The organism is Flavobacterium sp. GNP002 (assembly GCF_054343795.1).
The window spans coordinates 2,727,070-2,747,408 of sequence record NZ_JBTGUW010000001.1; the positions used below are offsets into that span (position 1 = coordinate 2,727,070).

The following is a 20,339-nucleotide window of genomic DNA, read 5'->3' on the forward strand; positions in this document are numbered from 1 at the left end:
AATCCGCCACATCGCCAAACGGCCAAAAGTTACCGCCAATGCTAAAAACAACAACAAATATATGACAGCAGACGAATATTTAAAAAACATTATCGCTAACAAAAAGGCTAACAATATCACTATTGATGACTGGAGGTTATCTTCTGTTAAAACAACATTGACAACTTGGGCGGGTCTTCAATTATCGTCTATTAAACAATCCGGTTCAATTGCTAAAGGAACAGCATTAAAAGGCATTGCTGATTTTGATATTTTCATTTCATTAAAAGCCGATACAACAAATTCACTAAAGGACATTTATGATAAATTAGACACAACGATAAAAAGTGCTGGTTGGGTGACAAGACGACAAAATGTTTCAATTGGTATTACGCATAATAATTTAAAAATCGACTTAGTTCCTGGTAAAATACAATCAGGCTACCAAAATTATCATAGTATTTACAGTAGTAAAAAAGACACTTGGATGCAAACAAATGTTGATTTACATATTACAAAAGTGAAAAACTCAAATAGAGTAAATGAAATCATACTAACAAAAATTTGGAAACATATTCATGGCTTAGATTTTCCTTCTATTTATCTTGAATTGACTGTATTAAATGCTCTAAACAATAAACCGACAAATAACCTTGCTAGCAATTTTTTGACAATTCTTACTTATCTAAAAGATAAGCTTGTTGATAGCTCGGTAACTGACCCTTCAAACACTAACAATAAAATATCTGATATGCTTTACAAATATGAAAAAGAAACAATTGCATTAAAAGCAAAAACTTCATTAGAGAATAAAACTTGGGGGGAAATAATTTGGTAATGGGAGATATAAATTTACATCAAATATTCCTGAACTTACAAAAGCAGATGATTCAAAAATTATCATCTAACAGGGAAATAATTTTTCATCCAACTTCAAAAGGGGATGCTTCTGAAATTAATTGGATTGAGTGGTTAAAAACATATTTACCAAGACGTTATGAAGTAGATAAAGCTTTTGTAATTGACAGTAATAATAGATTTAGCCAACAACTTGACTTAGTAATTTATGATAGACAATATTCACCTTTCGTATTCAATCAGGACGGAGCTATTTATATACCTGCTGAAAGTGTTTACGCAGTTTTTGAAGTTAAGCAAGAACTTGACAAAGCGAATTTTTTATATGCTTGCGAAAAAATAAAAAGTGTAAGACTGCTTAATAGGACTTCAGCACCAATTGTTCACGCTGGCGGACACATTCAAGAACCTAAACCACCTTTTAGAATTATGGGCGGTATTTTGACTTTAGCTTCTGGTTGGGTTGATACATTTGGTGTAGGCTTTCAAAACTGCACCAATTCACTTGACGAACATTCTCAAATTGACATTGGTTGTATTTTAGAAAAAGCTTCTTATACTTTGACATATCAAGAATCCTCATTTTCGTTAGAAACGAGTCAAAATGAAGAAACATTAATTTACTTTTTTTTAAAATTGCTAATTAATTTACAGAAACTTGGGACAGTTCCCGCGATGGATATTGAAGCCTATGCAAGAGCAATTAAAAGTATATAATAAATAAGAAAAGAAGCACTGGCGGTAACAACTGATTTGATATATCTGGAGTTTATTGGAATAACCGTTTCGCATCAAGTTTTAGTTAAACCGAAGAACTAAACTTTTACTAATTTCCAGCCATCTCAAAGTGGCATAACGTTATGCGTTATTTTGTAAAAAACAGAAACCAACCAAAAAACTAAAAATTAATCATTAAAAATAAAATATGTCAAATTTTTATTGTGAATATTGCGGAACTAAAAGTTCAAGCATCTCGGGTTTAACGGCAAATTCTTGCCATCGCCATCCGCTAGGTGCGAGTAAAGGAAAACACAAACTCTATGAGGGAAGTGAAAAATCACAATACAGTTGTAAATATTGTGGCACATTGGCTTCAACTATTATCAGCTTGACAGGAAATTCATGTCACAGACATCCTAATGGAAGTGGGAAAGGGAAACATGCTCCAGCTTTGTAATTTTAAATAATAAAAAATGAAATATAATTTTTCTAAAATGGAAAATCTTATAGGTGTTACAAATGTATATACCGATAATTTCCCAAAACCTCTATTAAAAAATGCACTTCTAGATTCAAAATTAAACGAAAATATAGAAGTTAATTATTTATGGAAAAAGTATGGTTTTAACGAAGCATTAATTATTACATTAGATTTTATTTCTTTTGTAAATGAAAATAAATATCCAATTATATTTCATTTCAGTAAGATTTCAAGAGTATATTTTAGTACCGACTCTCTTTTGTATATCTATGATTTAAAAGGAGATAGATGTGGAACAATTCCCGCACGCTTTTTTGGGTTAGAATCAAGAAGTGTCCTTACTGATGTAAACCGTGATTTCATAAAAGATTTTATTAATTCCAGAATTAATAATGGAACATTTGATTTTGATGCTGACGCACTTTATGAAATTACTTTTGGTAAAATAATTGAGTTAGGGGAAATAAGCGAAATTGAAAAATTAGACATTCATAAACAAAATGACTATGCTGATAAAGTACTTGAAATTTATGATGATTTTATAAATAAAATCGGTAAAGAATTTGTTTACTATGATTTAGAATTATACTTCGCATACGCATTATTTTTAAAAGGTGATTATAATCAAGCATTGAACATTGTTAACGATATGCTTGAAAATCATTTTGATGATATTAATCAAGAAATCTGGTTTTACTTTAAATCAGATATTTTATTTAAATTGAATAATGAGTACGAAGCAATAATATGTTTAAAGCAAGCTTCTAGTTTTTCTAATAGTTCAATAGAAAAAATAAAACTTAAAACTGAAATTAATGAATATCAAAATCGCTTTAACGATAATTTTATCGATCTGCCATTTCAAAAAAGAAAACTAATTTTAATTGACAACGAATTAAAAAGCACACCTTTGGACACTTTTATTGTTTTGGATAAAAACAATTTACCTCAAAATTTAAAATTCCCAAATAATGATCCTAAAAATAGAGAACTATATATTGCACATCCCTACATAAAAGGATCTTATCTTCCCTTTTCTACTTATGAAAAAAATTTATCGTCGGATAAATTCGATGAGTTTTTCTATTTTGTTCAATGTTTGGGAGCCAAAAAAATCACTTACAGCATCATAAAAGGAAATAATACTAACCAAACTAAAAATTCTAATTTAAATACAGATTTATCAGTTGGTCTAGGGAAAGGTCCAGTAAAGAATACTGGTAGTGGAGCATTTGAAAGAGATAAAAAACAAAACCAACAAGAAGATAAATTTGACTCACGAGCAAAAACGCAAACATTTAATCCTGTTAAGGTTCCATATGTACCAAATGATTTACTTTGGTATCCACATGAACAATCATGGGACAGATTATACCAGCAACGCATGAATGGTAATATACTTGATCATCACGAAATTATCAGTTCAAAAAGCGCTGTTTCTATAAGTAATAGTGAGAAAATCAATTTAAAATTAGCTTTCAAAAACTATTTTGTAGATGCAGGTCTAAATGTAAATCATTCCATAGAAGAAACATTTGAACAAAATGAATCTGCAGAATGGGAAATATCAATCGAGTTTGAATCCATTGATAAATTAACTGAACAATCAAATGCTTTGCAATCTACAACTGCTATCATAGAAGCTTCATCAGATATTGAAAAAGAGTATGTCGAAGAAGTTAAGTTCATGCTCGAGGATGATGGCATAATTGATGAAAAAGAAAGAAGGATTTTGGAAAGGTTTAGAGTAAACAAAGGGATATCTCATGAAAGAGCTATCGAGTTGGAAAACAAATTAACTTCTTTAGCAGATTTAAATGAAAATGAAAAAGAATATTTAGATGAATACAAAGAATTGTTGAACGATGGGGAAATTACAGAAAAAGAAAGAAGAATTTTAAACAGAATGGCAACTCGATATAATATTTCGGAACAAAGAGTAATAGAATTGGAAAATCGATAAATACAAAAAAACACCGAACTGCCGGCAGCTGTTTTGAGCTAGCTGAAGTTTAGTGGAATTGCCATTTCGCATAAAGTTTTCGTTAAGCCGAAAATTGAGCAGTTACGAACATCTAGCCATCTAAAAGTTGCGATCCAAATGCGGTGATTAATTAACTTAATCACCGCATTTTTGCAGTTTATTAAAACAATTTACACCGCAAAATTACTTTCATACGGTAATTAAACACTATATTTACCGCAAAAATGCGGTACTATGTATATTTATCAAAAGAAAGAGTGGCCAAATTTCACTTGGGATGCAGCTATTATTACGCCATTGCTTGGTAAAGTAAGGCATCAGCAGGGTATTATACTAGGTGTTATGCAAGGGCTTGGCTTTCGTCTACAAGAAGAAACGGTGCTTCAAACATTGACTCTTGATGTTATTAAATCAAGCGAAATTGAAGGCGAAAAACTCAATCATGATCAGGTACGATCTTCAATAGCAAAACGACTAGGCATTGAGATAGCAGCTGCTGTGCCAGCTGATCGTAATGTAGATGGTGTTGTCGAAATGTTGCTAGATGCTACACAACGTTATGAAGAACCACTAGACGAGGAGCGTTTATTTGGATGGCATGCAGCGCTTTTTCCAACAGGTAGAAGCGGAATGTATAAAATTAAAACTGCGGACTGGCGAGATGGTGTGATGCAAGTAACATCGGGTGCAATGGGGAGAGAAATAGTTCATTTTGAAGCTCCAGTAGCGGATAAAGTACCCCATGAAATGGATCTCTTTTTTAATTGGTTTAACGATGAACAATCACTTGATCCTGTATTGAAAGCGGCTTTTGCACATTTATGGTTTGTTACCATACATCCTTTTGACGATGGAAACGGTCGTATTACTCGAGCTATTACTGATATGCAGTTAGCACGAGCCGATCAAAGTAAAAAGCGATTTTACTCTATGTCAGCACAAATTCAAATTGAGCGTAAAACATATTATAGCATTTTAGAAAAAACGCAAAAAGGAGATCTAGATATAACAGATTGGTTGGACTGGTTTTTGAACTGTTTGTTACGTTCTATGAAGCAAACAGACCAAACTATTGCCATGACTTTAAAACGTGCTCAATTTTGGGAAATTAATCACAATATTGATTTTAATAATCGCCAACAGAAAGTTACTCAAATGTTACTGGATACTTTTTTTGGAAAACTGACCGTTTCTAAATACGCAAAGATAACTGGCGTTTCTACTGATACTGCATTAAGGGATTTACAAGATTTAATATCTAAAGGTATTTTAGTACAGGAAGGTGCAGGAAGAAGTACTAGTTATAAATTAATTGATATAACGTAAGTCTTAGTTATTAAGTGAATTACCTTAAGCACTAATTGATGCTATTTGAGTACTAGTTTTGAAGGAAAAAATATTGTTTTTATGTAAATATCAAGTTATTTGCTCAAAAAACTTGACATTTTAAGTTCGATTATTACAAGCATTATTTTAGAAATATTTTGAATTTTCAAAAACATCATCAATAATTTTGTCAAGCTTTTTGTTGGGTAGCTTATTTAAATAAGCCTGAGTGGTTCTAATATCGGTATGACCTAACATTTCGCTAATAGCATCGATAGGAATGTTTTCAAACTTTAAAAACGTAGCAAATGTATGGCGAGCAGTATAAAAAGTGATGTGTTTGCTAATTTTTAAAATTCCCATCATTTCTTTTAGCGCTGGATTTATTTGCCCAAGTAATTTATGACTTCGGTTTTTAATTTTTTTTGTGGTCATGTTTTCATCTAGTAAAAGAGGAAATAGATAGGAGTTCATGGATTTTTGGTTGTAAACTTCTAATATCTTGAGCGAGTGATCTCGAAGCTTAAAATCCAAGTGTACTCCAGTTTTTGTTCTTAAATAGGATAGTCTTTCATCGTATAAATTTGAATTGTTTAATTTTAGTAAGTCAATAAAATTCATTCCTCTACAGTAAAAACTAAACAAATACATGTCTTTTGCAAATTGATGATTCTTATTAGAGCTGAAATCTTTAGCAATCAATTTTTGCAACTCTTCATCAGTCAAATACTCTCGTTTTGCTTCTTTCTTCAGCGCTGATATTTTATAGTGCTTAAAAGGGTAGGTGTTGGAAGAGATTATTTCTCTTTTTATAGCATTATTAAATACCGCTCTAATCGTTCTCATCTTGATGCTTATTCCACTATCAGACCCCCCGTTACTTCTTAAGAAAGAATCATATTTTTCTAAGAATTCAAAATTTAAATCTTGAAATTTTAGTTCAGTCTTTGCATGGAATTTCTTGAGGGAACTCAGAGTTTCTTTATAGATTTTTGCAGTTCCAATTTTATTAGAATTTAGAAACTCATCTGTGATTTCTTGATGAAATTTGTAATAATCTAATGCTGGTGCTTTGGTTATATCATCTGCTTTAATTTCATTTGCAATATCCTTGATTGTAAAATCTACATTCAAGCGACGTTTCTCTCTTATAAAATCTTCAATCTTAAGATTTGTTTTACTAATGAAATTATTTATTTCAGTTATCCTTTTTAGTTCTTGACCTTTTTTATTCGTCTTTAATGTATTGCTCTCAAAGCTCCACGCATCAAAATCACATGCGTAGTTGGTGGCCATTGAGGTATTGCGTCTGTTCTTTATTAAGACCAAAACGATAGAATGTTTCCCATCCTTATTTGCATTCCTTTTTATTGTAAATTTGATTGAAGCCATATTTTAATTTTTTTGACGAACATTTGACGAACATTTGACGAACATCTGTGTGACAAAAGTATAAAATAATCAATAATAAGAATAATTTATTAAATATAATATGTTAAAAATCAACAAAGTAAACAAAAAGAATAAAAAATAAAAAATAAAACACCTGCCTTCTAAGCAGGCGGTCGAAGGTTCGAATCCTTCTGCCTTCACTTAAAACGATACTAGAAATAGTATCGTTTTTTTTGTTTTTATATTTCCTGAAATCCCTTTATTTATTCTATTTTTATAAAAAATAGCGTTTATGACTTCCTGCTTCAAACCATTTGCACTTGTTTGTACCTTTTTGTGTATTGTTTCCTGTAAATCACAAACTATCGTTTCTGATGCTAAAGAAAATAATGGTTCAATTATCAATGACACTACATTTGTAAATTTAAAAGAGTATAGCCAAGATTTTGTCTATGAGATGAAGTATGCAACGTCTGATAATTTTCTAAAAGCAAAGGTGTATGATTGTGCTGAATGTTTTTTACGCTTAAAAACCGTTAATGCACTTGTTGAAGTGAATAAAAAATTCATGAAGAAAGGCTATAAAATAAAAATTTTTGATTGCTATCGACCTTTGGACATTCAAAAAAAAATGTGGAAAATTGTATCTAATCCAGAGTATGTTGCAAATCCTGCCAAAGGTTCTATTCATAATAGAGGAGGAGCCGTAGATATTACTTTGGTAGACAGTAATGGAAAAGAATTGGATATGGGAACTTCTTTCGATTTTTTTGGAATTGAAGCGAGTCACAATTATCCGAATGTTTCACAAGAAGTGAAACAAAACAGGATGGTCTTGAAAACAATTATGGTAAATAGTGGTTTCAATTCTTTTGATTCAGAATGGTGGCACTACAATTTGAAGTCAGGTTTGAGTGATAAAGTTTCTAATGCTAAATGGGATTGTAAATAACTGTTATTCAATACATTTTAAATTGTCAATGAAATACGTTTCCGGTTTGTAAATTTCATTCGTTAATTCAGATTTAAACTCTTTTTTGAGGATGTAATCTTCTGTATCCGTAAAATATTTAATACGCATCATTGACACTGGAGAATTTTTTAATTCTTCAAAGCTATCTTTCATAAACATGAAAATCCCTGAATTTACTCTATTGTCGAATCCTTTATCGTCGCGTAGCATGGTACCGCAATTTTCTTGATCGATATGGATCAAAGTGATTATTTTTCCATTATTTAACTGTAAAAATAATTTTGAATTTTTATCAAAACAATTCGCTTTCAAAAAGTCTTTACTTTTTTGGATTATTTGTAGATTCAATGTAGGTAGTCCATCTGTTAATGCCAAAGAATAAAAAATGTAACTGGAATTTCCTGCAAAATTTTTCTCGCTAATCATGTATTCTTTTGTCGATTTGTAAGTACCTAAAGAATCGGTAACATTTGTGTTGTATTCACATGGTTTTTGAGCAAATATATTTAAACTGAAGAATAATAAAGTTAGTGTAATAACGTATTTCATTTTTATGATATTTTGGTGCAAATTAAAACTATTTTATGATTATTTTCATCAGTTGTGAAAAAACAATAGACATTTCCTCCGTCTTTTATTTTCCATTTTTTTCGAATACTTTCTACGCTGTCAGGAAAATTACGGGTGGTGATATTTGCTTGATTCTTTTCTAAATGATTTTTCATTTCCGTTTTATTATAAGGAAATGTATTTTGAATTTCAAAAACGCGACCTGGAAATGATATTAAGGTTGTTGATGTGTATAAATGGGAGTGTTTGTGCAGTTTATTTAGATTAAATGATGAGCTTACTTCATCAAATCCGCCTGATTTCATGATAGCACTATTGGGTTCATATAAATATTTTTGCGGCGAACTAAAGTTTGGAAATTTAGAATCATCATTCAAAATAAAATCGAATGTTTCCGTTTTATCCTTTACAATATTGACAGTTTTGATGCTTATATCTCCAGAATAGCCTTTGTGCAATTCCCATAATAATTCTTTTACTTCATTCTCTAAGGCTACGATATGAATCGTTTTTACGTGTTTTAATTCTGACAAACCCGCCGAAATATCAAGAATGGGCGCTGTTTTTATTAGGACAGCATTTGAATTGGTGAAATAAAAATCGAGATTTTCAGGAACATTGGGTAAGCAATCCTTCAGCATAAATACTTTGCCTTTGGCTTCATTTCGTCTGGAAGGATCAATGTAAATCCAGTCCCATTTTGCATTTAAAGTGTTTAATGTAGTTAAACTATCTCCAGCATAGCAGGTGATATTAGAAACATTTAATTGCTCAAAATTGTGTTTTACCAGACTTGACAGTTCAGGATTAATTTCACAATGTACCACCGTCTTTGTTTTTTTTGCAAAATAAAAATCATCAACTCCAAAACCTCCCGTTAAATCGATTAGCGTTTCACCGGATACAATTGAAGCTTTATACGCTGCCGTTTTTTCCGACGAAGTTTGTTCTATTGAAATTTTACTTGGATAAATAATATTTTTTGTAACAAACCAATTCGGTAATTTATCTTTAGATTTTGTTTTGGCTTCTATTTGGTTCAAAACGGAAATCCACTCCACATCTTGAAAGGGATTTTTTTGTAGTGCTAATTTCGAAATACTTTTGCCAATATTATTATTGATAAACGCCTGTATTTCGGCATTTAGAATCCTTAAATCCAAAATTAAATATCTTTAGTTAATAGTTGAATGATTTTGTTGTCAGGAAAGAATTCTTTTCCAAATACTTTTAATATAGTGTACAAAGGAACAGCCACAATCATGCCTAATATTCCAAAAAGGAAACCTGCAATTAAGATGACAAGAAATATTTCTAAGGGATGTGAGCTAACGCTTTTGGAAAAAATTATAGGTTGCGACAGGTTATTGTCAATTATTTGTACAATCCAAAAACCTATTAACACATAAATAGTTGTAGGTAAAATTTCAGATTGAAAATCACTTCCTAAATTACTCATCATAGTTAAAATTGCAGCTAAAAAAGAGGCTATTAATGGACCTATATAGGGAATGATATTTAGCACAGCACATAAAAAACCAATAACAATTGCATTTGGAACACCAAAAATAACTAGGACTATAAGGTATAAAATGAATACAATAAACAATTGAAGCAGTAAACCAATAAAATAACGAGACAGTAAATAATTTATTTTTTCCAATGAATTCAAAATTTGATCTTCATGACTGTCTGGAATTAATTTTTTAGCACCAACGATAAACATTAATCTATCTTTGAGAAAGAAAAAAGTAATAAATAATACTGAGCCTAATCCTACACCCAAACTACTAATTGTACCTAGAATTGTATTTAAAAAGTTAGGGATGAAATTAAAATTTATTTTAGAAGTAATGTTTGCTTCTTTTAAAACCTTTGCGGAATCAATTTGGTGATTGTCTAAAAATACCGTGATTTGATTGATTAACTGGACTATGTTTTTCTCAATTTCACCAGTGTTAAGAAGTGATAGATTTTGTCCTTGAGATAAAATCAAAGGAACGAACATCATTATAAACCCAAATATGATTAGTATGAAAATAAACAAAGTTGCTATTGTTGCAAAAACATGGTTGAACTTCAATCGCTTTTTAAAAAAGTCTAAAATAGGATTTCCTATTAATGTAAGTATAAACGATACAACTAGATAAATTAGTACAGATTGAATTTGATAGAAGAAGAACAAAATTAAACCAACGAAAACTGTTGTTAATAATGCTCTGATAATGCCATTTGAAATGGTTTTAGATGTAATCATATTGCTATTTTAGGTTATAAAGATAAAAAAAACTCGCTAACTAGTAGCGAGTTTTAAAATCTAAAAAAACTAAAAATTATATTCCAAAACTAGCTCTTGATCCGCCAGAAACAAATAAAGCCGCCATTCTTGATTTTTGACCGTTAGAGAACATGTACATTCCTCTATCATCTGTATAATCCATGTAGTTCATTGTCATTTCTACTGGAGTTCCAGTACAAGTGCTGTAATGTGGATACGCTGGAACACCGTAGTTAGCAGTATTGTGTGTAGGTGTATCAGAAACTAAATCGCTTCCACAAGTTGCATCACCCCAAATATGGCGTAAGTTCATCCAGTGACCAACCTCGTGAGTAGCAGTTCTTCCTAAGTTATAAGGATAAGTTGCAGTTCCGGTAGTTCCTACATATTTAGAATCAATAGCTACGCCATCAGTTGAAGATGATCCTCCAGGAAACTGAGCATATCCTAAAATTCCGCCACCAATTGTACAAACCCAAAGATTTAATTTTGTAGTTGGAGATGTTGGAGCTAAACCGCCTGAAGTAGTTTTTTTCATTGCATCTGTTGTTCCCCAAGATGTTTTAGTGGTTGATTTTCTAATTACTTGATCTAAAACAAAAGAGATACCTACATTGGCTTTAACTCCAGAAAATAATGTAGGAACACTATTAAAATCGGAGTTAGCTGCGTTAAAGTCTTTGTTTAATACATCAATTTGTGATTGAATTTGTGCTAATGAGATATTTTCGGCAGTAGTTCTGTAAAGAACATTTACAACCACAGGAATTTCAACTTTTCCGTTTACTAAACGGGCTGTTGACATTGCTTTTTGTGTGAATGCTTCAATTTCATTCATTCTTAAGGCTAAAGTTGGGTCAGCTTTCATTTGTGCAGCTAACACCTCTTGAGATGCGCAACCACGTTTTGTAATTGCATCAGCTGAGGGAGTAATTTCTGTTGTTTCATTTTGACAAGAAAAAAGCATCAATAATGCTACAGCAGATAAAAGAATTTTTTTCATAATAAATTTGTTATAAATTAATGGTTTTGGTTAATTATATAGCAATTTTATAACAATTTTTCCGAAAAACAAATTTTTTAAACATTTATTTAAAAAATAATTTAAAAAATGAGTTAAAATTATGCTTTTAGTATAAGAACATGAAATGGGTAAGTTTTACTATTTTAGAATAGAGTCAAAATATCTTTTAAAAAAAAGAAGCGACTTATTAGGTCGCTTCTATATATTGAGTTTGAAGGGGAATTATATTCCGAAACCTGCTCTTGCTCCACCAGAAACAAAAATTGCAGCCATTCTTGATTTTTGACCGTTAGAGAACATGTACATTCCTCTATCGTCTGTGTAATCCATGTAGTTCATTGTCATTTCTACTGGAGTTCCAGTACAAGTGCTGTAATGTGGGTAAGCTGGTGCACCATAGTTAGCAGTATCATGTGTAGGTGTGTCAGAAACTAAATCACTTCCACAAGTTGCATCACCCCAAATGTGACGTAAGTTCATCCAGTGACCAACTTCGTGAGTAGCAGTTCTTCCTAAGTTATAAGGATAAGCACCTGATCCAGATAATCCAAAATATTTAGAATCGATTACAACACCATCAGTAGTTGTTGATCCTCCAGGAAATTGAGCATAACCTAAGATTCCACCACCAATAGTACAAGCCCACATGTTAAGTTTTGTTGTAGGTGAAGTAGGATCTAAACCTCCTTGTTTTGTTTTTTTCATTGCATCTCTAGTTCCCCAAGATGATTTAGTAGTAGATTTTCTATTTACTGTTTCTAAAACGAAAGTAATACCCACATTTGCAGCAACTCCAGAGAATAAAGCAGGAGTACTACTGAAATCTGAATTAGTTGCATTAAAATCTGCATTTAATACATCAATTTGAGATTGAATTTGAGCATCAGAAATGTTTTCTGCAGCAGTTCTGTACAATACGTTTACTACAACAGGAATTTCAACTTTTCCGTTTACTAAACGACCAGATAGCATAGCTTTTTCAGTAAATGCTTCAATTTCGTTCATTCTTAAAGCTAAAGTTGGGTCAGCTTTCATTTGTGCTTCAAGAACTTCTTGAGATGCACAACCGCGACGTGCCAATACACTGGCTTCTGGTGCAACTTCTGTTGTGTCGTTTTGACAAGAGAAAAGCATCAATAATGCTACGGCAGATAAAAGAATTTTTTTCATAAAAAATTTGTTATAAATTAATAGATTTGGTTAATTATTTCACAATTCTATAACAATTTTTTCACAAAAAAAATTTTATTGAAAAAAAAATCTAAAAAAAAAACCATTCCATTGATTTTACTGCTTTTAGTTAATTTTAGGGGCTTATAATTTACAAGTACTTTCATACAATTTTTTTTTACCAAATTCCAGCAATCAAAATTGTAGAGATAATGTAGTTATTTAAGAGATAATATGAGATTTAATAAAGTAATGTTGTAAATGTATATGAAATTGATGTTTTGTATTTTTGGAGTAAAAAGCATTTTTTGTGGTTGTTGTTTTTGTTTTTTCAATAACTTTGAGGAGAAATATATGATTTTTGAAACGGTTTTATATAAAAATAGCCTATTCAAATCTAAATATTGAATAAGCCGTTTTAAAATAGAAATTGGCAGGCAGAATTCTTAATTATTAAAAATATAATTAAGGATATTAGCACCCATTTTTAAAGCTTTCTCCCTAACGTTAATTGGGTCGTTATTGACTCCTGGATCTTCCCAACCGTCACCTAAATCGCATTCGTAGGTGTAAAGCAATACTAATTTGTTTTCAATAAATATTCCAAAAGCTTGTGGTCGTTTTCCATCATGTTCGTGTATTTTTGGTAATCCGTTTGGGAAAGAATATGGTTTTTGAAAAATGGCATGATTGGCAGGGATTTCGATCAAGTCATTATTTGGAAATATTTTTTTTATTTCTTTTCGAATATATTGGTCCATACCATAGTTATCATCAATATGGAGAAATCCTCCAGCGAGTAAATAATTTTTAAGATTATTCCTGTCAGCATCATTAAAGACTACATTTCCATGTCCTGTCATGTGAACATAGGGATAGGAAAATAAATCAGGACTGCTGGGTTCAACGGTGGATGGTTTTGTTTTTATTCGGGTATTGATATTGGTATTACAATATTTTATCAAATTTGGTAAAGAAGTAGGATTTGCATACCAATCACCGCCGCCGCTATATTTTACCAAAGCAATTTCTTGTGAAAATATTGGAATTGAAAACAATAACAGTAGATAAAATAGTTTTCTCATAATGATTTAAATCAGTTTTTATTCCTCCTCATTGACAAAAACTATGCTATGACAGGCTACAATAGCGGCAGTTTCAGTTCTTAATCTAGTATTTCCTAATGAAACAGGATTAAAGTTGTTTTCAAGAGCTAAAGCGATTTCTTTTTCAGAAAAATCACCTTCCGGGCCTATGAGTAATGTCACATCTTCATTGGGCTTCAAAACTGATTTTAGTGTTTTTTTATCCGTTTCTTCGCAATGTGCAATCAGTTTTAAACCTTTTCTTTCAAGTTTAATAAATTCTTTGAAGGTTATGGCATCATTTAATTTTGGTAAATACAATTCATTAGATTGCTTCATGGCAGCTAATAAAATTTTATCAAATCGCTCGTTATTGATGACTTTTCGTTCAGAATGATCACAAATAATAGGTGTGATTTCGTGTATGCCTATTTCAGTTGCTTTTTCCAGAAACCATTCGTAACGATCATTCATTTTTGTAGGTGCTACCGCCAAATGCAAATGAAATTTTGAAGCTGCTGCTTTTTCGAATGAAAGGATTTTAACGGTGCATTTGCTATCCGAAGCTAATGTTATTTCAGTTTTAAATAAAAATCCTAAGCCATTGGTTACAAATAATATATCAGTATCCTTCTTGCGCAATACTTTAATTATATGTTTACTTTCTTCTTTATCAAAAGAAAAGGTTTCAGTAGATTCAGTAATATTTGGATTGTAAAATAATTGCATAATTTAGAATTGTATTCTTGCTTTAGAAACCACAGATGAAGTTTCAAATTTTTGAGATAAAAACTTTTGATAACCTACAATTCCAATCATTGCAGCATTATCGGTAGTGTATTCAAATTTAGGAATAAAGGTTTTCCAACCATATTTATTCTCTGTTTCTTTTAATGTATTTCGGATTCCAGAATTTGCAGAAACTCCTCCGCCAATCGCAATTTGTTTTATTCCGGTTTCTTTTACAGCTAATTTTATTTTGTCCATTAAAATTTCAATAATGGTGTGTTGAATAGAAGCGCAAATGTCATTGAGGTTTTCGTCAACAAAATTTGGGTTTTCTAATTTTTTCTTTTGAATGAAATATAAAATTGCCGTTTTTAGACCTGAAAAGCTGAAATCCAATCCTGGAACTTTTGGTTTTGTAAATAAAAAGGCTTTCGGATTTCCAAGTTGCGCATATTTGTCAATTAATGGACCGCCAGGGTAGGGAAGACCCAGTATTTTTGCGCTTTTATCAAAAGCTTCGCCAACCGCATCATCAGTGGTTTCTCCAATTACAGTCATTTCAAAATAATTGTCCACTTTTATAATTTGAGTATGTCCACCGCTTATGGTCAACGCCAAAAAAGGGAAAGTAGGTTTTTCATATCCTTCTTCATCTATAAAATGTGCTAAAACATGTGCTTGCATATGGTTTACAGCAATCAAAGGAATTTGTAAGGCCAAAGCAATTGATTTTGCAAACGAACTTCCTACTAAAAGGGATCCCATGAGTCCAGGACCTTGTGTAAAGGCAATTGCCGATAGCTGTTCTTTTTGTATATTTGCATTACGAAGCGCTGCATCGATTACCGGAACTATATTTTGTTGATGCGCGCGCGAGGCCAGTTCAGGAACGACGCCACCATATTGATTATGTATAAGCTGATTTGCAACAACATTTGACAACACTTTATCGTTTTGTAAAATAGCAGCTGCGGTATCATCACAGGAACTTTCGATGGCAAGAATAAAAACCTCGGGATTTTGCATAAAAAGGCACTAATTTTGAATTACATTTGACAAGTCGATTATAAAAATCACTTTGTAGCAGCCAAAATTAAAGAATTTTTATTTAAGGTGCTTCCGTTTCCAAAGGCAAAATGAAATATTAGAAAATTTAAATAGTATATAGGTATCAAAAAAATAAAAAAAATAGTATTTCGTTCTCTACTTGGACTAATCCTACTTTTGTTGGTACTCGGTATTGCTCTTACCATGCCATTTGTTCAAACAAAAATTGCTCAATACTTTACTAATAGTATCAACAAAGATTTTGGGACTAATATCAATATTGATGAAGTTGCCATTTCAGTTTTTGGAGGTGTAAAATTTAAAAAAGTATTGATTCGGGATCATCATAAAGATACTTTAATTTTTGCCAATAGAATTTCAACCACTATTTTGGAAGGTAAAAAAATGCTCGATGGAGATTTAATCTTTGATGATTTAGATTTGCATGGGTTGCTTTTTAATTTGAGAACGTACAAAAACGAAAAACAATCCAATCTCGATAAGTTTATTGCAGCTTTTGAAACAGGAAAACCATCAAGCAAGAAATTTTTACTAAAAGCGAATACATTAAAAATTTATGATGGTCATTTTATTTTGACGGATGATAATCGTGAAAATCCTAAAGATTTAGATTTTACTAAACTGAACGCTTCGGTAACTGATTTTAAAATATACGGCCCGGATGTTACCACAATGATTAATAAAATGTCATTTTTGGATTTTCGTGGTTTGTATGTTAAAAATTTAAGTTCCAAATTCAGTTATTCAAAAAAGAATATAAAACTGGAAAATCTTGATTTGTTGACAAAAGAATCAACCTTGAAAGGGACTGTTTTATTAAAATATAAAATTGAAGATTTTTCTAATTTTACGGATAAAGTTCAGTTTGATATAAAATTAGATGCAGCATCAATTGCTTCAAATGACATTCGTTATTTTTATAAGGAATTAGGCAGGAATCAACATTTTTATACCAAAGCAAGTATAAAAGGGACTCTGAATGATTTGAAATTTAAAAATTTAGAATTAGTTGATGATCGCAAGACACAAATTAACGGCGATATAAATTTCAAGAATTTGTTTGCCAAAAAAGGGCAAAAATTTTCGATGTATGCTAAGTTTGATAAGTTAACTTCCAGTTACGATGATTTAATTGTAATACTTCCCAATATTTTAGGGAATAAATTACCTACTTCTTTAAAAAAATTAGGGAGATTTACCGCTGCGGGAACGTCTAATGTTTCAACAACTGCTGTTGAAGCTGATTTTTCTATGATTACTGCATTAGGAAAAGTAACTTCAAATTTAGAAATACAAAATATTGATGTGATTGACAAGGCTTCCTATTTTGGGAATGTGATTTTAGAAAATTTTGATATTGGGACATTATTAGATCAGAAGGAATTAGGCAGTGTGAGTTTGAATATTGATGTAGATGGAAAGGGATTCAAGCAAAAATATTTGGATACTGCTATAAAGGGCGATATTAGTCAAATGGATTATAAGAACTACAATTATACTAATATTGTTGTCAATGGAACGCTGAAAAGTCCTAATTACAAAGGCCAAATTACGGTTAATGACCCTAATTTGAGTATGACTTTTGACGGTTTATTGGATTTAAGTAAAAAAGACAGCCGATACGATTTTCATATCAATGTTGAAAATGCAGATTTAACTAAACTGAAATTAGTAAAAGATTCTGTTTCTATTTTTAAAGGGGATGTTGTAGTTGAGGCTTCTGGAAATAATATAGAGAATTTTCAGGGAAATGTATACATCAATAAAACCTCTTATCAAAATACAAAAGGCACCTACAACTTTGATGATTTTACAATAATTTCCAGTTTTGACCAAAATAGAATTAGAACTATAACTGTAAACTCTCCTGATATTGTTGAAGGTGAAATTGTAGGTAAATATGAATTCAATCAATTGGAGAATTTAGTAAAAAATTCTTTGGGAAGCCTTTATACCAATTTCAAACCAAGTAAGGTTAAAAAAGGGCAGTTTCTTAAATTTAATTTTTCGATTTATAATAAAATCATCGAAATATTTTACCCTGATATTTCAATCGGTTCTAATACAATAATTAAAGGAAATATAAATTCTGATAATCAGGAGTTTAAGCTTAATTTTAATTCGCCTCAAATAATAGCTTCTGATAATACATTTGATAATATTAGAGTTTCGGTAGATAATAAAAACCCACTTTATAATGCTTACATAGAATTAGATAGTATAAAAACGAAATATTATAAAATTCGTGATTTTAGTGTAATAAATGTTACAATGAAAGATACTTTGTTTTTTCGTTCTGAATTTAAAGGCGGATCACAAGGCGAGGATTATTATAATCTGAATTTATATCATACGATTAATAAGGACAACAATAACGTAGTTGGTATCAGTAAATCAGAAGTTAAATTCAAGGATTATCTTTGGTATTTAAATGAAGATGAAACGCCAAATAATCAGATTGTTTTTGATAAATCATTTAAAAACTTCGACATTGACAATATAATTTTGTCGCATGAAAATCAGTCTATTTCGTTAATGGGTGCTTTTAAAGGCTCAAATGTCAAGGATTTGAAATTAAGCTTTAAGGATGTAGATTTAAACCAAATTACGCCCGCCAATAATAAGTTTGTGGCGCATGGAAATATAAATGGCGAGGTAAATTTCAAGCAGAATAATAATATTTATCAGCCTACATCTTCTATAGTAATCGATAATTTAAATGTAAACAAAACAGATTTGGGTACTTTGAATTTTGAAATTGAAGGGGATGAAAGCCTGAGAAAGTTTACTATCAATTCTAATTTAGAAAATAAAAATTTAGAATCCTTTAATGCTAATGGAAGCTTTGAAATTGTAAACAAGGAAACCATCCTTGATTTAAAACTAAAATTCGAAAAGTTTAATATTGCAACTCTTAACTCTCTTGGTGGGGAAGTTTTATCAAATATTAGAGGTTCTATATCAGGTAATTCCACGATTGAGGGAAATCTTAAAAAGCCCAATATTAATGGACGATTATTTTTGGATGATGCCGGTATAACCATCCCGTATTTGAATGTTGATTATGCATTGAGCAACAATACAATTATTGATCTTACCGATGAGAAATTCCTATTTAGAAACAATACACTTACGGATACAAAATATGGAACTGTAGGTAAATTGAACGGAAGTATTGAGCATAATAATTTTGCAGATTGGAAATTAGATTTAGCCATTAATTCCAAAAGGCTTTTAGCATTAGACACTCAAGATAGTGAAGATGCGGCCTATTACGGTACTGCTTTTATTGATGGTATTGCCACTATAAAAGGACCAACGAATTCTTTGTTTATAAAAGTTGACGCAAAATCTGAAAAAGGAACAGCTGTTAAAATTCCTATTAATAATGCCGAAAGCGTTAGTGATAATGTTTTTCTACATTTTGTGACTGCTCAAGAAAAATACAATTTAAAAAATGGGATTACGGATAATACCAGAAATTATAACGGACTGGAATTAGAGTTTGATTTTGATATTACTCCGGATGCCGAAGTAGAAGTGATTTTAGACCGAAATACGGGTCATGGAATGAAAGGAAAGGGTTTTGGATCTTTATTGTTTAAAATAAATACTTTAGGGAAATTTAATATGTGGGGAGATTTCCAGGCGTATGAAGGAACCTATAATTTTAAATACGGCGGACTGATTGATAAGAAATTTGCAGTTAAAAAAGGAGGTTCTATTTCTTGGGAAGGAAATCCGATGAGAGCGCAATTAAATCTAGAAGCGGTATATAAAACGACAGCAAATCCTGCCGTATTATTAGATAATTCATCTTTTAATACTAAAGTTCCTGTTGAAGTAGTTATTGGTATTCGAGGCGATTTGACCAGTCCGGAGCCTGATTTTAATATTGAATTTCCAACAGTAAGTAATGTTTTGAAATCAGAAATTCAATACAAGTTAAATGATAAGGATGTAAGACAGACTCAAGCCTTGTATTTATTATCCTCTGGTGGTTTTTTAAGTCCGGAAGGAGTGAGCCAATCTGATTTTTCAGGAAGCTTATTTGAGACCGCTTCAAGTATATTAGGTGGAATCATACAGTCGGATGATGAGAAATTTAAAGTGGGTCTTAATTTTATAGGTGCCGACAGAAGAATAGGTAAGGAAACAGACGGGCGATTTGTAGCTACAATTTCATCAAAAATTAATGAAAGAATTACTATAAATGGAAAACTCGGTGTTCCTTTTGGAGGGATTAATGAATCAGCAATCGTAGGTGATGTTGAAGTTTTATATAGAGTTAATGAAGACGGAACACTTAATTTACGTCTTTTTAATAAAGAAAATGACATCAATTATATAGGTCAAGGAATTGGATATACGCAAGGTTTAGGGGTTTCTTATGAGGTCGATTTTGATACTTTCAAAGAGTTAGTCAATAAAATTTTTAAAAACCTAAAAATAGACCGAGCTACCGTGCCTGTTGCTGAAGATCAAGATTCTGATATGTCCCCTGATTATATTAATTTTTCTAAATCAAATAAATCTATACCCAAAATGATTAAGAAAAACCATGAAGGTTTGCTTCCTGAGGAAAACTAATAGTCATTCTTTTATTATACAAAAGCTGCGATTCTTTGTTAATAATACGGTTTAATGTTGGCTTACTATAAGTAATTCCAATAGTCAGGTATTATATCAAATCACAATTATT

At 31.1% G+C, this 20,339-nt stretch carries 16 protein-coding genes; 7 read left to right on the top strand and 9 right to left on the bottom strand.

Features of this window, described 5'->3' with window-relative positions; genetic code table 11:
• Nucleotides 1-61: 61 nt before the first annotated feature.
• From ACXX80_RS11940 to ACXX80_RS11960, 5 genes are all read left to right on the top strand, one after another.
• The gene (locus ACXX80_RS11940; RefSeq protein WP_458553394.1) at nt 62-817 is read left to right on the top strand and encodes an SMODS domain-containing nucleotidyltransferase; all 756 of its coding nucleotides are present in this window, start codon (nt 62-64) and stop codon (nt 815-817) included.
• A 47-nt stretch (nt 818-864) separates the two neighbouring features.
• Nucleotides 865-1,554, top strand: a complete 690-nt coding sequence (locus tag ACXX80_RS11945; protein WP_458553395.1) for a DUF6602 domain-containing protein — start codon at nt 865-867, stop codon at nt 1,552-1,554.
• 208 nt (nt 1,555-1,762) lie between these two features.
• On the top strand, nt 1,763-2,014 hold the full coding sequence (locus ACXX80_RS11950) for a hypothetical protein (RefSeq protein ID WP_458553396.1): 252 nt from the start codon (nt 1,763-1,765) through the stop codon (nt 2,012-2,014).
• Nucleotides 2,015-2,030: 16 nt separating this feature from the next.
• Complete coding sequence (locus tag ACXX80_RS11955; protein ID WP_458553397.1) at nt 2,031-4,001, top strand: hypothetical protein; 1,971 nt, start codon at nt 2,031-2,033, stop codon at nt 3,999-4,001.
• 255 nt (nt 4,002-4,256) lie between these two features.
• On the top strand, nt 4,257-5,348 hold the full coding sequence (locus ACXX80_RS11960; RefSeq protein ID WP_458553398.1) for a Fic family protein: 1,092 nt from the start codon (nt 4,257-4,259) through the stop codon (nt 5,346-5,348).
• A 147-nt stretch (nt 5,349-5,495) separates the two neighbouring features.
• Here ACXX80_RS11960 and ACXX80_RS11965 read toward each other — a convergent pair whose 3' ends face one another.
• Nucleotides 5,496-6,740: a site-specific integrase gene (locus tag ACXX80_RS11965; RefSeq protein ID WP_458553399.1), complete on the bottom strand. Its 1,245-nt coding sequence runs from the start codon at nt 6,738-6,740 to the stop codon at nt 5,496-5,498.
• A gap of 292 nt (nt 6,741-7,032) precedes the next feature.
• On the opposite strand from ACXX80_RS11965, the gene ACXX80_RS11970 reads away from it, so the two are divergent.
• Nucleotides 7,033-7,692, top strand: a complete 660-nt coding sequence (locus ACXX80_RS11970) for a M15 family metallopeptidase (RefSeq protein WP_458553400.1) — start codon at nt 7,033-7,035, stop codon at nt 7,690-7,692.
• A gap of 3 nt (nt 7,693-7,695) precedes the next feature.
• On the opposite strand, the gene ACXX80_RS11975 is transcribed toward ACXX80_RS11970, so the two are convergent.
• From ACXX80_RS11975 to tsaD, 8 genes are all read right to left on the bottom strand, one after another.
• Nucleotides 7,696-8,262 (bottom strand): hypothetical protein, encoded by a 567-nt coding sequence (locus tag ACXX80_RS11975; RefSeq protein ID WP_417952135.1) that lies wholly within the window; start codon nt 8,260-8,262, stop codon nt 7,696-7,698.
• Nucleotides 8,263-8,264: 2 nt separating this feature from the next.
• On the bottom strand, nt 8,265-9,446 hold the full coding sequence (locus tag ACXX80_RS11980; RefSeq protein ID WP_458553401.1) for a THUMP-like domain-containing protein: 1,182 nt from the start codon (nt 9,444-9,446) through the stop codon (nt 8,265-8,267).
• A 2-nt stretch (nt 9,447-9,448) separates the two neighbouring features.
• Complete coding sequence (locus ACXX80_RS11985) at nt 9,449-10,540, bottom strand: AI-2E family transporter (protein ID WP_458553402.1); 1,092 nt, start codon at nt 10,538-10,540, stop codon at nt 9,449-9,451.
• A 76-nt stretch (nt 10,541-10,616) separates the two neighbouring features.
• A complete protein-coding gene (locus ACXX80_RS11990) occupies nt 10,617-11,564 on the bottom strand; it encodes a zinc metalloprotease (RefSeq protein WP_458553403.1) in 948 nt (315 codons plus the stop codon).
• A 243-nt stretch (nt 11,565-11,807) separates the two neighbouring features.
• Entirely contained in the window at nt 11,808-12,755 is a 948-nt protein-coding gene (locus tag ACXX80_RS11995) for a zinc metalloprotease (RefSeq protein WP_417991098.1), read from the bottom strand.
• Between the two features lie 446 nt (nt 12,756-13,201).
• Nucleotides 13,202-13,840, bottom strand: coding sequence for a DUF4159 domain-containing protein (locus ACXX80_RS12000; RefSeq protein WP_458553404.1), 639 nt, complete (start codon nt 13,838-13,840; stop codon nt 13,202-13,204).
• A gap of 18 nt (nt 13,841-13,858) precedes the next feature.
• Nucleotides 13,859-14,569, bottom strand: coding sequence for a 16S rRNA (uracil(1498)-N(3))-methyltransferase (locus tag ACXX80_RS12005; protein ID WP_315208173.1), 711 nt, complete (start codon nt 14,567-14,569; stop codon nt 13,859-13,861).
• 3 nt (nt 14,570-14,572) lie between these two features.
• Entirely contained in the window at nt 14,573-15,595 is a 1,023-nt protein-coding gene (gene tsaD / locus ACXX80_RS12010; protein ID WP_417991100.1) for a tRNA (adenosine(37)-N6)-threonylcarbamoyltransferase complex transferase subunit TsaD, read from the bottom strand.
• 225 nt (nt 15,596-15,820) lie between these two features.
• On the opposite strand from tsaD, the gene ACXX80_RS12015 reads away from it, so the two are divergent.
• Nucleotides 15,821-20,227 carry a translocation/assembly module TamB domain-containing protein gene (locus ACXX80_RS12015; RefSeq protein WP_458554100.1) on the top strand — a complete coding sequence of 1,469 codons (4,407 nt, stop codon included), beginning with the start codon at nt 15,821-15,823 and terminating at the stop codon, nt 20,225-20,227.
• Nucleotides 20,228-20,339: the final 112 nt, after the last annotated feature.

Coding starts and splice junctions, on each gene's coding strand:
- ACXX80_RS11975 (WP_417952135.1), bottom strand. CDS start 8,262: ATGAAATACGTTATTACACTAACTTTATTATTCTTCAGTTTAAATATA.
- ACXX80_RS11990 (WP_458553403.1), bottom strand. CDS start 11,564: ATGAAAAAAATTCTTTTATCTGCTGTAGCATTATTGATGCTTTTTTCT.
- ACXX80_RS12015 (WP_458554100.1), top strand. CDS start 15,821: ATGCCATTTGTTCAAACAAAAATTGCTCAATACTTTACTAATAGTATC.
- ACXX80_RS11955 (WP_458553397.1), top strand. CDS start 2,031: ATGAAATATAATTTTTCTAAAATGGAAAATCTTATAGGTGTTACAAAT.
- ACXX80_RS11995 (WP_417991098.1), bottom strand. CDS start 12,755: ATGAAAAAAATTCTTTTATCTGCCGTAGCATTATTGATGCTTTTCTCT.
- ACXX80_RS11940 (WP_458553394.1), top strand. CDS start 62: ATGACAGCAGACGAATATTTAAAAAACATTATCGCTAACAAAAAGGCT.
- ACXX80_RS12000 (WP_458553404.1), bottom strand. CDS start 13,840: ATGAGAAAACTATTTTATCTACTGTTATTGTTTTCAATTCCAATATTT.
- ACXX80_RS11950 (WP_458553396.1), top strand. CDS start 1,763: ATGTCAAATTTTTATTGTGAATATTGCGGAACTAAAAGTTCAAGCATC.
- tsaD (WP_417991100.1), bottom strand. CDS start 15,595: ATGCAAAATCCCGAGGTTTTTATTCTTGCCATCGAAAGTTCCTGTGAT.
- ACXX80_RS12005 (WP_315208173.1), bottom strand. CDS start 14,569: ATGCAATTATTTTACAATCCAAATATTACTGAATCTACTGAAACCTTT.
- ACXX80_RS11965 (WP_458553399.1), bottom strand. CDS start 6,740: ATGGCTTCAATCAAATTTACAATAAAAAGGAATGCAAATAAGGATGGG.
- ACXX80_RS11960 (WP_458553398.1), top strand. CDS start 4,257: ATGTATATTTATCAAAAGAAAGAGTGGCCAAATTTCACTTGGGATGCA.
- ACXX80_RS11945 (WP_458553395.1), top strand. CDS start 865: ATGATTCAAAAATTATCATCTAACAGGGAAATAATTTTTCATCCAACT.
- ACXX80_RS11985 (WP_458553402.1), bottom strand. CDS start 10,540: ATGATTACATCTAAAACCATTTCAAATGGCATTATCAGAGCATTATTA.
- ACXX80_RS11970 (WP_458553400.1), top strand. CDS start 7,033: ATGACTTCCTGCTTCAAACCATTTGCACTTGTTTGTACCTTTTTGTGT.